This window comes from Ruegeria sp. BHSB056 (genome assembly GCF_059613305.1).
Window position 1 is genome coordinate 25,360 of record NZ_JBXWSG010000015.1, and the last position, 13,488, is coordinate 38,847.

Annotated in this window: 15 protein-coding genes; 8 read left to right on the plus strand and 7 right to left on the minus strand. The window is 61.0% G+C overall.

Annotation, left to right across the window (positions count from 1 at the left end):
- The first annotated feature begins 65 nt into the window (after positions 1–65).
- Both carA and AC2FND_RS05995 read left to right on the plus strand, forming a co-directional pair.
- A complete protein-coding gene (carA, locus tag AC2FND_RS05990; RefSeq protein ID WP_480537598.1) occupies positions 66–1,232 on the plus strand; it encodes a glutamine-hydrolyzing carbamoyl-phosphate synthase small subunit in 1,167 nt (388 codons plus the stop codon).
- Positions 1,233–1,313: 81 nt separating this feature from the next.
- Positions 1,314–3,191, plus strand: a complete 1,878-nt coding sequence (locus AC2FND_RS05995) for a glycosyltransferase (protein ID WP_496768526.1) — start codon at positions 1,314–1,316, stop codon at positions 3,189–3,191.
- Between the two features lie 3 nt (positions 3,192–3,194).
- Here the strand turns inward: AC2FND_RS05995 and AC2FND_RS06000 are convergent, their stop codons facing one another.
- Positions 3,195–3,842 (minus strand): GntR family transcriptional regulator, encoded by a 648-nt coding sequence (locus AC2FND_RS06000; RefSeq protein ID WP_267363400.1) that lies wholly within the window; start codon positions 3,840–3,842, stop codon positions 3,195–3,197.
- Positions 3,843–3,942: 100 nt separating this feature from the next.
- Here AC2FND_RS06000 and AC2FND_RS06005 point away from each other — a divergent pair, with 100 nt between their 5' ends.
- The 3 genes from AC2FND_RS06005 (at position 3,943) to AC2FND_RS06015 (ending at position 6,194) form a co-directional block, all read left to right on the plus strand.
- Positions 3,943–4,587, plus strand: coding sequence for a pyrimidine 5'-nucleotidase (locus tag AC2FND_RS06005; protein WP_496768528.1), 645 nt, complete (start codon positions 3,943–3,945; stop codon positions 4,585–4,587).
- A gap of 87 nt (positions 4,588–4,674) precedes the next feature.
- Complete coding sequence (locus tag AC2FND_RS06010) at positions 4,675–4,923, plus strand: hypothetical protein (RefSeq protein ID WP_496768530.1); 249 nt, start codon at positions 4,675–4,677, stop codon at positions 4,921–4,923.
- A gap of 74 nt (positions 4,924–4,997) precedes the next feature.
- Positions 4,998–6,194, plus strand: coding sequence for a UbiH/UbiF family hydroxylase (locus AC2FND_RS06015; protein ID WP_496768532.1), 1,197 nt, complete (start codon positions 4,998–5,000; stop codon positions 6,192–6,194).
- A gap of 12 nt (positions 6,195–6,206) precedes the next feature.
- Here AC2FND_RS06015 and AC2FND_RS06020 read toward each other — a convergent pair whose 3' ends face one another.
- Positions 6,207–7,334: an aminotransferase class V-fold PLP-dependent enzyme gene (locus AC2FND_RS06020; protein WP_496768534.1), complete on the minus strand. Its 1,128-nt coding sequence runs from the start codon at positions 7,332–7,334 to the stop codon at positions 6,207–6,209.
- Positions 7,335–7,564: 230 nt separating this feature from the next.
- Here AC2FND_RS06020 and hutC point away from each other — a divergent pair, with 230 nt between their 5' ends.
- Complete coding sequence (hutC, locus tag AC2FND_RS06025) at positions 7,565–8,266, plus strand: histidine utilization transcriptional repressor HutC (protein WP_496768535.1); 702 nt, start codon at positions 7,565–7,567, stop codon at positions 8,264–8,266.
- A 6-nt stretch (positions 8,267–8,272) separates the two neighbouring features.
- Here the strand turns inward: hutC and AC2FND_RS06030 are convergent, their stop codons facing one another.
- Positions 8,273–8,731 carry an Lrp/AsnC family transcriptional regulator gene (locus AC2FND_RS06030; protein ID WP_496768537.1) on the minus strand — a complete coding sequence of 153 codons (459 nt, stop codon included), beginning with the start codon at positions 8,729–8,731 and terminating at the stop codon, positions 8,273–8,275.
- Positions 8,728–9,183 carry an Lrp/AsnC family transcriptional regulator gene (locus AC2FND_RS06035; RefSeq protein WP_496768539.1) on the minus strand — a complete coding sequence of 152 codons (456 nt, stop codon included), beginning with the start codon at positions 9,181–9,183 and terminating at the stop codon, positions 8,728–8,730. Before AC2FND_RS06035 ends, AC2FND_RS06030 begins: the two co-directional genes overlap by 4 nt.
- Positions 9,184–9,314: 131 nt before the next feature.
- Between AC2FND_RS06035 and ilvC the strand changes: the two genes are divergently transcribed.
- Positions 9,315–10,337, plus strand: a complete 1,023-nt coding sequence (gene ilvC / locus AC2FND_RS06040; RefSeq protein WP_267363386.1) for a ketol-acid reductoisomerase — start codon at positions 9,315–9,317, stop codon at positions 10,335–10,337.
- A 46-nt stretch (positions 10,338–10,383) separates the two neighbouring features.
- On the opposite strand, the gene AC2FND_RS06045 is transcribed toward ilvC, so the two are convergent.
- Both AC2FND_RS06045 and AC2FND_RS06050 read right to left on the minus strand, forming a co-directional pair.
- Entirely contained in the window at positions 10,384–10,839 is a 456-nt protein-coding gene (locus AC2FND_RS06045; RefSeq protein WP_496768541.1) for an SRPBCC family protein, read from the minus strand.
- The gene (locus AC2FND_RS06050; protein WP_496768543.1) at positions 10,836–11,147 is read right to left on the minus strand and encodes an ArsR/SmtB family transcription factor; all 312 of its coding nucleotides are present in this window, start codon (positions 11,145–11,147) and stop codon (positions 10,836–10,838) included. The genes AC2FND_RS06045 and AC2FND_RS06050 overlap by 4 nt, the downstream gene beginning before the upstream one ends.
- Before the next feature lie 78 nt (positions 11,148–11,225).
- Between AC2FND_RS06050 and AC2FND_RS06055 the strand changes: the two genes are divergently transcribed.
- A complete protein-coding gene (locus AC2FND_RS06055) occupies positions 11,226–12,128 on the plus strand; it encodes a DMT family transporter (RefSeq protein WP_496768545.1) in 903 nt (300 codons plus the stop codon).
- Here AC2FND_RS06055 and glmM read toward each other — a convergent pair.
- Positions 12,125–13,468 (minus strand): phosphoglucosamine mutase, encoded by a 1,344-nt coding sequence (glmM, locus tag AC2FND_RS06060; RefSeq protein WP_496768547.1) that lies wholly within the window; start codon positions 13,466–13,468, stop codon positions 12,125–12,127. The two genes, AC2FND_RS06055 and glmM, sit on opposite strands and share 4 nt — an antisense overlap.
- Positions 13,469–13,488: the final 20 nt, after the last annotated feature.

Here is a 13,488-nt window from a genome sequence, read left to right on the forward strand (position 1 = left end):
AGACTTGACCCAGACGCCCAACCCCCTTAGGTATGCGCCGATTTACCCTACAGGAGAGTCGCGCCATGGCCCCGAATGCCCCGTCCAAGCCCACCGCATGTCTGGCTTTGGCCGATGGAACCCTGTTTTACGGCGCAGGCTTCGGCGCGACCGGGCAAACCGTGGCCGAGCTGTGCTTTAACACGGCGATGACCGGATATCAGGAGATCATGACCGACCCGTCTTATGCCGGGCAGATCGTGACCTTCACCTTCCCTCATATCGGCAATGTCGGCGTGAACCCCGAGGATGACGAAACCGGTGATCCGGTCGCCGCTGGCATGGTTGTGAAATGGGATCCGACCGAGCCATCGAACTGGCGCTCGGCCGAGGAGCTCAAGGATTGGCTGGCCCGCCGGGGGCGCATCGCCATCGGGGGTGTCGATACCCGCCGCCTGACCCGGGCAATCCGCCAGCAAGGTGCGCCGCATGTGGCGCTGGCCCATGACCCCGAGGGAAATTTCGACATCGAGGCGCTGGTCGCCGCCGCGCGCGGTTTTGCCGGGCTGGAGGGCATGGACCTGGCCAAGGAAGTCACCTGCGCCCAAAGCTATCGCTGGGATGAGATGCGGTGGGCCTGGCCGGATGGGTACCAGCGTCAGAAGGCCCCTGCCCACAAGGTTGTTGCCGTAGACTATGGCGCCAAGCGCAACATCCTGCGCTGCCTCGCATCCGCCGGATGTGATGTTACCGTTCTGCCCGCAACCGCGACCGCAGCCGACGTGCTGGCACATCAGCCCGACGGTGTGTTCCTGTCGAACGGTCCCGGCGATCCGGCAGCAACAGGCGAATACGCCGTGCCGATGATCAAAGAGATTCTGGAGACGACAGACCTGCCTGTGTTCGGCATCTGCCTTGGACACCAGATGCTGGCGCTGGCGCTGGGAGGTCAGACGGTCAAGATGAACCATGGCCACCATGGCGCGAACCACCCGGTCAAGGATCTGGACACCGGCAAAGTCGAGATCACGTCGATGAACCACGGTTTTGCTGTCGATGCGCAATCCCTGCCGGATGGCGTCGTGGAAACCCACCGGTCGCTGTTTGACGGTTCGAACTGCGGTATCCGCATGGCGGATAGGCCGGTTTATTCGGTGCAATACCACCCCGAGGCATCGCCCGGACCGCAGGACAGTTTCTATCTGTTCGAGCGTTTCGCCGAGGCCATGGAAAAGAAGAAAATTCAGGCATAACTGCTTGTCTGTGCAGTGTTAACCGGGTGTTAACCCTGATCGAACAACCCTGAGCGCAGGTAACTGCGCCAGGGTTTTGTTATGGCTGAGCTTGATCTTCTGGATTTCACGTCCGCCGCACCGATCCCCGCGCCCGGGTATCGGAAACCGTTGGGCACCTGCCTGCTGGAAACCGGGGCTATCACCCGATCCCAGCTGGACCATGCGCTGAGCCAGCAAACCAGACAGAACGCACCGCTGGGAGAGATACTGGTCGGAGAAGGCTATGCCACCCGGCAGGACGTGTTGAGCGCGCTGTCTGCGCAATCCGGCTGGCAGATTGCCGATCTTGAACAGATCCCGCCGATGCCGGAACTGAGCGGGTTAATGCCGGTCGACTTCTGGCTGAAACACAATGTCATCCCCTGGATGCGGATTGGCCCCCTTGTTCTGGTGGCCACCGCCCGGCCCGACCGGTTCGCAACCGTGACCGCCGGGATGCGGGAATGCGATTATGCCGTGATCCCGGTGCTGGCGGCATCCGATCAGATCGATCGGACGATTGCGCGGCAATTCTCGGGGTCTTTGGCCAGATCGGCGGAAACGCGGGTTGATCCCGTGCAAAGCTGCCGCAACTGGACCCTTAGGTCGCGCGTGGGGCCTTCGGTGGCCCTGTTGTGTGTGCTGGGGCTGTTTGCCGTATTCCCGTCCTTTGGCCTGCTGGCGATGCTGGGCATGGCTGTGGGAACTCTGGTGCTTTTTGCGGTCTTTCGGACGGCTGGCACGCTGGCTTATCTTTGGCATCGCCTGAGAACGCAGCCGGACCACACCGAAGCGGCCATCACATTGCGGCAACCCTGCGTGTCGATCATGGTGCCATTGTACAAGGAGCGCGAGATTGCAAATGCTCTGGTGCACAGGCTGCAGCGGCTGACCTATCCCAAGGCGTTGCTGGATGTCATCCTTGTGCTTGAGGAAAAGGATGACGTGACGCGCAATGCCCTTGCACAAGTGAGCCTGCCCAGCTGGATGCGCATCGTCGAGGTGCCCGAGCTGAACGGGCTGACCACCAAACCGCGCGCCATGAACTACGCGCTGGATTTCTGCCGGGGCGACTTCGTCGGCGTCTGGGATGCCGAGGACGCCCCACAACCGGATCAGATCGAGCGCGTGGTGGCGCATTTCACCCAGGCCGCGGCGGATGTGGTGTGCCTGCAAGGGGTTCTGGATTACTACAACCCGCGCACCAACTGGCGGTCACGCTGCTTTACCATCGAATACAACAGCTGGTTCCGCGTGATCCTGCCGGGGATCGCCCGCATGGGGCTGGTGGTGCCACTTGGGGGCACCACGTTCTTTTTCCGTCGCGACAAGCTGTTGGAACTGGGCGGCTGGGATGCCCATAACGTCACCGAGGATGCTGATCTGGGCGTAAGGCTGTGCCGGGCCGGCTACCGGACCGAAATGGTGGATACCACAACATATGAAGAGGCGAATTTCCGGGCCTGGCCCTGGGTCAAACAGCGCTCGCGCTGGCTCAAGGGGTTCATGGTCACGTATCTGGTGCATATGCGCAGCCCGCAAAAGCTGTGGCGTGACCTTGGAGGTGCCAGATTTCTGGGCCTTCAGGCGTTCTTTCTGGGTACGCTGGGGCAATTTCTGCTGGCACCCGTTCTCTGGGTATTCTGGCTGTCAAGCCTGGGGCTGGCCAATCCGATGGGACCTATTCTGCCGCAATCCATCTCAAACGCGCTGATCGGGCTGTTTCTGGTGGCAGAGGGGCTGAGTATCGGCGTTGGCCTGATCGCCGTATCCGCGCGTGAGCGGCGGTTTCTTTTGCTTTGGGTTCCGACGATGTTTCTTTATTTCCCGCTGGGCGTGATTGCCGGTTACAAGGCGCTGTGGGAATTGGCGACCAACCCGTTTTTCTGGGACAAAACCCAGCACGGGCAGGCCAGCGAAGACGAGCCGCTGACCTGATAATCACTTGTCGCGGCGGCTTGCGTCCTGTTTCAGGCGCGTCATGAACGCGATCGAGATATGGTCCTTGAGCGCCCGCCCCGCCGCCTCTTCATCGCGCGCGGCAATGGCTTCGACAATGCCTTTATGTTCGCTCTGGGCAATCTCTCCGCGCCCCTGCACGGCCAAGGACGTAGTCGCCATCAAGGCCATTGTCCGGTGCACCAGATCAAGCTGCTGGACAAGGTAGCGGTTGTGCGAGGCCAGATGGATCTGTTCGTGAAAGCGCCGGTTGGCACGTGACAGCGCCATCGGATCGCCCACCAGCTTGTCATCTTCGAGAACCATGTCCTGAAGAACCCTGATCTCTTCTTCGGTGGCGTGTTTGGCAGCCAGCCGCGCGGCGAGCCCTTCCAGTTCGCGGCGCACGATATAAAGCTCGGCCATCTGGTTGTGGTCCAGCGACGCCACGATCAGCGACCGCCCGTCCCGTTCCAGCAGAGACTGGGTTTCCAGACGTTGCAGCGCTTCGCGGATCGGGGTGCGCGACACTCCGAACCGTTCTGCCAGCTCGCTTTCAACCAGACGATCGCCGGGCTTGTAGACGCCGACATCAATGGCTTCGAGTATCAGGCTATAGGCATCCTTGGTGGGGGATCGGGTCTGGCTCATGGGGTATTCTGTCTCCTCGTTCGGACATGTCTATCCGTCTCTGGGGGCGGCAATCAAGTACGGCATTGAAAACACCCCGCCCGCGCCCTAAACCCAAGCCATGGTCAAACCGTCCTTCAGTCATGTCACGCAATGGGTGTTCGATCTGGATAACACCCTCTATCCGCCGCATATGCAACTGTTCGATCAGATCGAAGTTCTGATGACGGATTACGTGGTGCAGGCCATCGGCGTGGACCGGGCCGAGGCCGACAGGCTGCGCGGGCAGTACTGGCGCCAATACGGCACCACGCTGGCCGGGTTGATGGCCGAACATGATCTGGACCCCGAGCCCTATCTGCACGCGGTGCATCAGGTGGACATGAGCCATATGAACCCGGATGCAGAGCTGGCCGATCACATTCGCGCCCTGCCCGGACGGCGCATTGTCTACACCAATGGCAGCGCACCCTACGCCGAGCGGGTTTTGCAGGCGCGCGGGCTTTCGGGGCTGTTTGATGCAATCTATGGCGTCGAACATGCCGGGTATCGGCCAAAGCCCGAGAAAGCCGCCTTTGAAGCCATCTTTGCACAGGATGGCATTCGGGCTGACAAGGCCGCGATGTTCGAGGATGACCCGCGCAATCTGGCCGCCCCGCATGAGATGGGCATGCGCACGGTTCACGTCGCCCCGGACCCGCATGAGGCCGATCACATCCACCATCACACGGACGATCTGACCGCGTTTCTGGCCCGCCTGCGGTAGCCTGTCACACTGCGACGATCCGCACGTTCTGCACCTGAATGCGCAGCCCTATTTGCGCTGGAGCGACGAACAGAACGGAGAAGCCCCATGAGCGCGATCGAGATGCCCGGACGCCTGCCGGTTTGGCAGCGCCTATTCTTTGCAATTCCGGTTTTCGGGTGGCTGGCCCGCGACGCCGCCAACGCCAGGGCGGAGGACCTGTATTATACCGTCGGCGCGGTCCTCAGCATGTGGGGCTGTTCGGCCATGGTGTTCGGCCTTCCCGGCCTTTACATCCCTGCCCTGATGATGGTGCCGGTGATGTTCCTTGTCCTGATCCTGATCTCGCGCGGCTGAGATACGGGACAGGATGTCACTTGGCGCAGGGCGCGGAACCGAACTAGGGTCTGCCCGAACTGATGAGAGGCGCCATGACTGACAGTTGTGACATCCTGATTTCCGGCGGTGGAATCGCCGGTCTGACCGCAGCGGCGGCGTTTGGAACCGCCGGGTTTGACGTGGTGTGCGTAGATCCCGCGCCACCGATCACCGAACGGGATGTGGACGGGTCCGACCTGCGCACCACCGCCTTTCTGCAACCTGCGCGCGGCCTGCTGGAGCAATGCGGCCTCTGGGCGCGGCTGGATGCTCATGCGGCCCCCTTGCAGATCATGCGTATTGTCGATGCCGGGGGGGACGTGCCCGAACCCCGCGTCATACGCGATTTCAACGCAGCCGACATTTCCGAGCAACCGTTTGGCTGGAACCTGCCCAACTGGCTGTTGCGCCGGGAGATGGTCGCACGGCTGGCAGAGCTGCCGAATGTCGATTTCCGCCCCGGCACCGGCACCGTCAGCCTGTTCACCCGCACTGCCGAAGCCCGCATTGGCCTGAGCGACGGCAGCCGCATCCGCTGCAAGCTGGTGCTGGCCGCAGATGGGCGCAACTCTCCCATGCGCGCGGCCGCCGGTATCAACGTGCATACAACACGGTATGGGCAGAAAGCACTGGCGTTTGCGGTGACGCATCCTATTCCGCACGAGAATGTCTCGACCGAGATACACAGGTCTGGCGGGCCGTTCACGCTGGTTCCGCTGCCCGATTGGCAGGGGCAGCCCTCGTCCGCCATCGTCTGGATGGAGCGCGGCCCGAAGGCCGTTGACCTTTTAACCCTTGATGCCGAAGCGTTTGAGGCTGCGATGACGGAACGGTCCTGTGGCCTGTTTGGCCCCTTGAAGCTGGCATCGCGCCGGACCATCTGGCCGATCATCAGCCAGTCCGCGGAACGGCTGGCGGGTGAGCGTATTGCCCTGATGGCCGAAGCCGCGCATGTGGTGCCCCCCATTGGCGCGCAGGGGCTGAACATGTCATTGGGCGATCTGCGCTGCCTGCTGGATCTGGCGCAGTCCCGGCCCGAAGGTCTGGGCGACGCGCAGATGCTGGACGCCTATCACAAGGCGCGCCACACCGAGATCGAGATGCGGGTCAAAGGGATCGATTTGCTGAACCGCGCCTCGATGATCGAGGCGCGCCCGCTGCGGGATGCGCGCGCAATGGGGCTGAGCGCGCTGTATTCCCTGCCGCCTGTGCGCAAGACGTTGATGCAGATGGGCCTTGGCGTTCGCTAAGGCCCGACCCGTTTACAGAACCTGATCCAGCACGCGTTTCAGACGCGCGATGGTGGCGTCCACATCATAAAGCTTGTCCAATCCGAACAAGCCCAGACGGAAGGTACTGAAGCCTTCGGGTTCATCACATTGCAACGGCACCCCGGCGGCAATCTGCATCCCCAGAGCGGCAAATTTCTTGCCGTTCTGGATTTCGGGGTCCGAAGTGTAGCTGACCACAACGCCGGGTGCGCCGAAACCGTCAGCCGCCACCGAGACAATGCCATACTCCTTCAACATCGCCCGCACGCCGTCGCCCAGTGCCCATTGCGCCTTGCGCAGCTTTTCGAACCCGTATCCCCTGGTTTCTGCCATGGTATCGCGGAAGGCCAGCAGCGCATCGGTGGGCATCGTGGCGTGATAGGCGTGACCGCCATTTTCATAGGCCTGCATGATCTGGCGCCACTTTTTCAGGTCGATGGCGAAACTGTCCGAGCTTGTCTGTTCCAGACGCGCCTCGCCCCGTTCGGACAGCATGACCAGACCGGCGCAAGGCGATGCGCTCCAGCCCTTTTGCGGTGCCGAGATCAGGACGTCGACACCGGTGGCTTTCATATCCACCCAGGCACACCCGGATGCGATGCAATCCAGCACCATCAATGCACCCACCTCATGCGCCGCGCTGGCCAGGGCGGTCACATAATCATCCGGCAGAATGACACCCGCCGCCGTTTCAACATGGGGAGCGAACACAACGCCGGGTTTCTGTTCGCGAATCGTTGCAACGACCTCGTCAATCGGTGCGGGCGCAAAGGGGGACGGGCTGGCATTGCCGGTCTCGCGTGCCTTCATCACGGTGGTCGAGCTGGTCAGGGCACCGCTTTCGATGATCTGGCTCCAGCGGTATGAAAACCACCCGTTCCGAACCACAAGAACATCCGCCCCGCGCGCGAATTGCCGGGCAACCGCCTCCATCGCATAGGTGCCGCCGCCCGGAATGACGGCCACCCCGTCTGCCTTGTACACCTCTTTCAGCATGGCCGAGATATCGCGCATCACCCCCTGAAACTTTTGGGACATGTGGTTCAGCGAGCGATCAGTGAATACAACCGAGAATTCTTCGAGCCCGTTCGGGTCAACGTTTTTCAGCAAGGCAGGCATATGGCGTCCTTTCAATATCGTCAGTGCAGTCTTGGTCTGTTTCCCTTGGCCAGTAAAGCCGTTTCCCAACAAAAAGTGACGCCACGGAACGCAGGCAAAACCGGCCTGTTCGGTGCTGTATGACGCTGGGAACACGAGAAAATGACGCCAATCAGTGTCACTTCCCCTTTACACTTCTGCTTGCTTCTGAACAGATGCGCACACTTTTTACTTGAAGGGATATTTTTCCTGTGACGATACAAAAGCGTATTAACTTCCAGTCCGTTCGAGATGAAGTAAAACGACGTATTGAAAGCCGCGTGTGGCCTCAGGGATCTTTGCTGCCGACCGAAACGCAACTGGCCGAAGAATTCAATTGCGCCCGCGCGACGGTGAACCGCGCCCTCAGGGAACTGGCCGATCAGGGTTTCATAGAACGCAAGCGCAAAAGCGGCACGCGGGTCAAGAAAGAGCCCAGCAAACACGCCAAGCTGGAATTCTCGCTGGCGCGACAGATGGTCGAAAGCCAGAATGCCGTCTATCGCTATGCGCTGGTGGAACGGACTGTCGAGGCCTGCCCCCGCTGGCTGTCCTCTCAGCTTGATGTCCCCGCCGAGACGCGGGTTCTGCATGTCATCTGTATGCATTACGCGGACAACCGCCCGTTCCAGCTTGAAGAGCGCTGGATCAATATCGGAACCGTCCCCGATGTGGAAAACGCCGACCTGACCCAGCAAGGGCCGCATGAGTGGCTGCTGAATGCCGCTCCGTTCAACGATGCCGAGGTTGCGTTCTGCGCGATTTCCGCTGACGCAAGGCTGGCGGAATTCATGGGCACCACGGCGGGCGCGTCGATGATCCAGATGGAGCGCACCACCTGGAAAGAAGACAAACCGATCACGTTTGCCCGCCTGACCCATCATCCCGGATACTACATCCGCACCAGATATTAAGGCACGTCACCCAATCGGACCGGGCAGCCGTTCCTCGCTCAGCAGGACGTTCGCCTCGACATCGCCTGCGCCGGGCAGCGTCATGATCCGGCGCCGCAACACGCGTTCGAAATCGGACAGGTCCCGCGCCACGACGCGCAAACGGTAGTCGTACAGACCCAGAACATGCTCGACGGTCTGTACTTCGGGGATGGCGCTGACGGCGCGTTCGAAATCCTCAAGGCTGATCTGTCCCTTGCGCGCCAGCTTGACCCCCAGAAACACGGTCACGCCGAACCCCAGCGCCTCGGCATTCAGGCGCAGCCTTCGGCCCTTGATGATCCCGGCGTCCTCCAACCTGCGGATACGCCGCCAAGTCGCGGGCTGAGACAGGTTGAACCTCCGACCCAGCGCACCTGCGCTTTGGCTGGCGTCCTGTTGCAACGCGCGCAGCAAACGGCGGTCAATCTCGTCCAGCTCGATCATACCGGCAACACCTCGTCCCGTTTGACCCGCGCGATATGCATCAGCGCTTCGATATCGGCGATATGCGGCAGGGTCAGGATCCGGTCCCGATAAAGCTGCTGATAGTGCTTCATATCGCGCGCTATCACCGACAGGCGGACATCCACCCGGCCCAGAAAGGTCTGGATTTCGATCACTTCGGCCACGTTGCGGGCCTCTTCCATAAACTCGTCAAAGGCGCGGGCCTGTGTCTTGTCCAGGGTGATCCGAAGCGAGACTTCGACCGCATAGCCCATCGCGGCCCAGTCGATCACCGCCTCCTGCCCTTCGATGATCCCGGCCGCCTGCATCTTTTCCAGCCTGCGCCAACAGACACCTGCGCTGATCCGGCACAGATCGGCCAGTTCCGCAGTGGTCAGGCTGGGGTCCGCCTGAAAGTGGCGTAAAATGCGCCGGTCGATATCGTCAAGCATGATTTTTTCAGTATTTTCCGTTTTCAGGAATTATTCTTCATCTTTTTCGTAAATACTCAAGCCCAACCCTATCGCCAATCCGACGCACGGCAGGTAGAACCGCCCCAACCAAACCAGAAAGGACCGGCAAAATGCGCGTCTATTACGATCGCGATTGCGACATCAACCTGATCAAAGACAAGAAAGTGGCTATCCTGGGCTATGGCAGCCAGGGCCACGCCCACGCGCTGAACCTGCGCGACTCGGGTGCCAAGAACCTAGTCATCGCCCTGCGCGAAGGCTCGCCCTCGGCCAAGAAAGCCGAAGCGGAAGGTCTGGCAGTGATGGGCATCGCCGAAGCGGCTGCCTGGTGCGACGTCATCATGTTCACCATGCCCGACGAATTGCAGGCCGAGACCTACAAGAAATACGTCCATGACAACATCAAGCCCGGTGCCGCCATCGCGTTTGCCCACGGCCTGAACGTCCATTTCGGCCTGATCGAGCCGAAGGACGGCGTTGACGTCATCATGATGGCCCCGAAAGGCCCTGGCCACACCGTGCGCGGCGAATACACCAAAGGCGGCGGTGTGCCCTGCCTGGTCGCGGTTCACAACGATGCAACCGGCAAGGCGCTGGAAATCGGCCTGTCCTACTGCTCGGCCATCGGTGGCGGCCGCTCGGGCATCATCGAGACCAACTTCCGCGAAGAATGCGAAACCGACCTGTTCGGCGAACAGGCCGTTCTGTGCGGTGGGCTGGTCGAACTGATCCGCTGCGGCTTTGAAACTCTGGTCGAGGCCGGTTACGCACCCGAGATGGCCTATTTCGAGTGTCTGCACGAAGTGAAGCTGATCGTTGACCTGATCTATGAAGGCGGTATTGCCAACATGGATTACTCGATCTCGAACACGGCTGAGTATGGCCAGTATGTCACCGGTCCGCGCATCCTGAAATACGACGAGACCAAAGCCCGCATGAAAGCGGTTCTGGACGACATCCAGCAGGGCAAATTCGTCCGTGACTTCATGCTGGAAAACGCCGTTGGCCAGCCGACCATCAAAGCGTCGCGCCGCGCCAATGACGAGCATATGATCGAAGAGACCGGCGCCAAGCTGCGCGGCATGATGCCGTGGATCTCGGCCGGCAAGATGGTCGACAAAGAAAAGAACTAAACCTGACCGATGTCAGGCAAAGGGCGGCCCAGGCGGTCGCCCTTTTTCATTTTAAGACCGCTTTGGCAAAGCATTCACCCAGAACGATATCCCATCCCGTATCGTAGCCGCCGCGCTTTTGGGGCGCTTCATCTGCCCAGACATCCCAGCCGGAATGCGTCAGGGTGACTTTTGCCTGCCCCGAACCGCATTCCTCAAAACGCACATCGACGCGCGTAGGAGACCCCTTGTTGGTGCCCGGATGCCAGGTGAATGCCACGGATCGGCCGGGATCGATCGCCAGCACCTGACCCCAGTCGGCACGGGTTCCGTCGAACATGACCTCATAGACCGCGCCACCGATCCGGGGTTCAATAACCACGTCCCTTGCCGGTTGTCCCTGCGATGCGGACACCGCGTGGCTGTCCAGCGGCCACCATGTACCGATGCGGTTGACGAAGATGTCGAACGCACGCGCAGCTGAGGCATTTACGACAATTGTTTTGACAATCGGGTCTGTCATGGCCTCTCTCCCGCTCTGGTCACCTCATCTGCAAAGCTGTTCATCACGTCGCTCCAGTACCGGTCGAGCCACCTGCGCAGCTCTGCCAGACCTTCGGGGCGCACCGCATAGATCCGGCGCGTCCCTTTCGCGTGGCATGTAACCAGCCCGGCATCTGACAGCACCTTGAGATGTTGCGAGACGGCCGGTCGGCTTACCGGCAGCTTTGACGCAAGTTCGCCCACTGCCTGAGGCTGGCTGGCGACGGCCTCGAACACCTGCCTGCGGGTCGCATCGCCCAAAGCTGAAAATGTCGAATCGTAAGTCACTGCTTACGGTAAGCCGAAGCTAACGTTAAGTCAAGATCAGCCCGTGACACCGGCGCGCACGCGGGATAAGGGGATGGAATGGTTGAACAACCCACGAAGCAGGACTGGAGCGGCGTTTTCACGCTGGGGCTTATTTGGGGCGGCACATTCATGGTCGTCGCGATGGCTTTGGAAGGCTATGGCCCGATTACCGTGGCGACATCGCGCACCACTTTGGGCGCGGTGACGTTGCTTGTCCTGATGCGGATCACCGGGCGCCGTATGCCGGTACTGACACCCGCGCTGACAACATCAATCCTGCTGATTGGCGTGTTGTCGACTGCGGTGCCTTTCATGCTGCTCAGCTGGGGGCAGCAATATGTACCCTCGGCTTTTGCAGGGTTGTCCATGGCTGCAATTCCGCTGATGGTGTTGCCGCTGGCGCATTTCTTTTCAGATGAGCCGCTGAACCTGCGTCGGTTTCTGGGCGTGTGCCTTGGGTTTTCCGGCGCATTGGTCCTGATCGGACCCGGTCTGGCAAAGCTGGGCCAGGGGACCGAGCCGCTGGCGCAGCTGGCCTGTGTCTCGGCTGCCCTCTGTTATGCGTCGACATCGATCCTGACGCGGCGCTGCCCGCCGGTCGAGCCGCTGGCGCTGGCCGCGCTGACCCTGCTGGTCGGCGCTGTTCTGCTGGTGCCCATCATGCTGCTGATCGAAGGTGTTCCCACGTGGCAGGGCAACCGCCCATCGCTGGCCCTGATCGTGCTTGGCCTGATCCCCACAGCATTCGCCAATTTGCTGCGGGTTTCGATCACCCGCAGCGCCGGATCGGTGTTTTTGACACTGGTGAATTATCAGGTGCCGATCTGGTCGATGGTGTTCGGGGCCTGGATCCTGTTCGAGGCCCTGCCCCTGCGGTTCTACGTCGCCCTGGCCTTGATCCTGACGGGCATGGCCATCAGCCAGTGGTTTAGCCTGCGCAAGGTTCTGTTCGGGCACTAGCCTGTGGCGGCTTCGACCTCGGCCACGATGCTGTCGACGACCTGTACCAGCAGCGCGTCATCCTCGCATTCGGCCATAACACGGATCAGCGGTTCGGTGCCGGATTTGCGGATCAGCAACCGGCCCTGCCCGTTCAGCCGCGCCTCGGCATCGGCAATGGCGGCTTTAACGCTTTGAACTTCAAGCGGAGTTTGACCGTTGGCATAGCGGACGTTCTTCAGCAGCTGCGGCACGGTTTCGAATTGCTTGGACAAGTCCGAGGCTTTGCGACCGGACAGAACCATCTCGGCCAGGAAATGTAGACCGGCCATCAGGCCATCTCCGGTGGTGGCATAATCGCTCATCACGATATGACCGGATTGTTCACCGCCCAGGTTGAAGCCACCTTCGCGCATACGTTCGACCACATAGCGGTCGCCGACGGCTGTGCGTTCCAGCCGCATACCGTGTGACGACAGGTGCCGTTCGAGCCCCAGATTGGACATCACGGTGGCCACAAGGGCATTGCCTTTCAACTGCCCGGATTTTTTCCAGGCCGTCGCCAGCAACGCCATAAGCTGATCGCCATCGGCGACCTGACCGGTTTCGTCGACGATAACGACCCGATCCGCGTCGCCGTCCAGACAGACACCAACGTCAGCGCCATGCGCCACGACGGTTTCGGCAGCCAGTTGCGGCTTGGTCGATCCGCAGTTGAAGTTGATGTTCTTCCCGTTGGGCGAAATCCCGATCGGGATCACGTCTGCGCCCAGTTCCCAAAGAACCTCGGGCGCGGTGCGGTGGGCGGCGCCATTGGCACAGTCGATCACCACCTTCAGGCCATCCAGACGCACATCGCGCGGCAGCGAGGATTTCACACGCTCGCCATATCTGAACCGGGCGTCATCAACACGACGCGCCCGTCCGATATTCTGGGCCTGAGCAGGCCGGACACCTTCGTCGATCAGCTTTTCGATGTCGATCTCGGCCTGATCGGACAGTTTATAGCCGTCGGGGCCAAAGAACTTGATGCCGTTGTCCTCTGCCGGGTTGTGGCTGGCCGAGATCATGACACCCAGATCGGCCCGCATCGACCGGGTCATCAAACCCACCGCAGGCGTGGGGACCGGCCCCAGCAACAGCACATTCATTCCCGTCGACGTCAAACCGGCGGTCAGCGCGTTTTCCAGCATATAGCCGGACAGGCGCGTGTCCTTGCCGATGACGACCCGGTGCACACCGGTCGCATCACGCCGGAAATAGCGCCCCACCGCAGCCCCGATGCGCAACGCCATTTCCGCCGTCATCGGATGCGTGTTGGCCGTGCCCCGCACCCCGTCGGTTCCGAACAGCTTGCGCATTGGTGTCACTCCGTGATTTT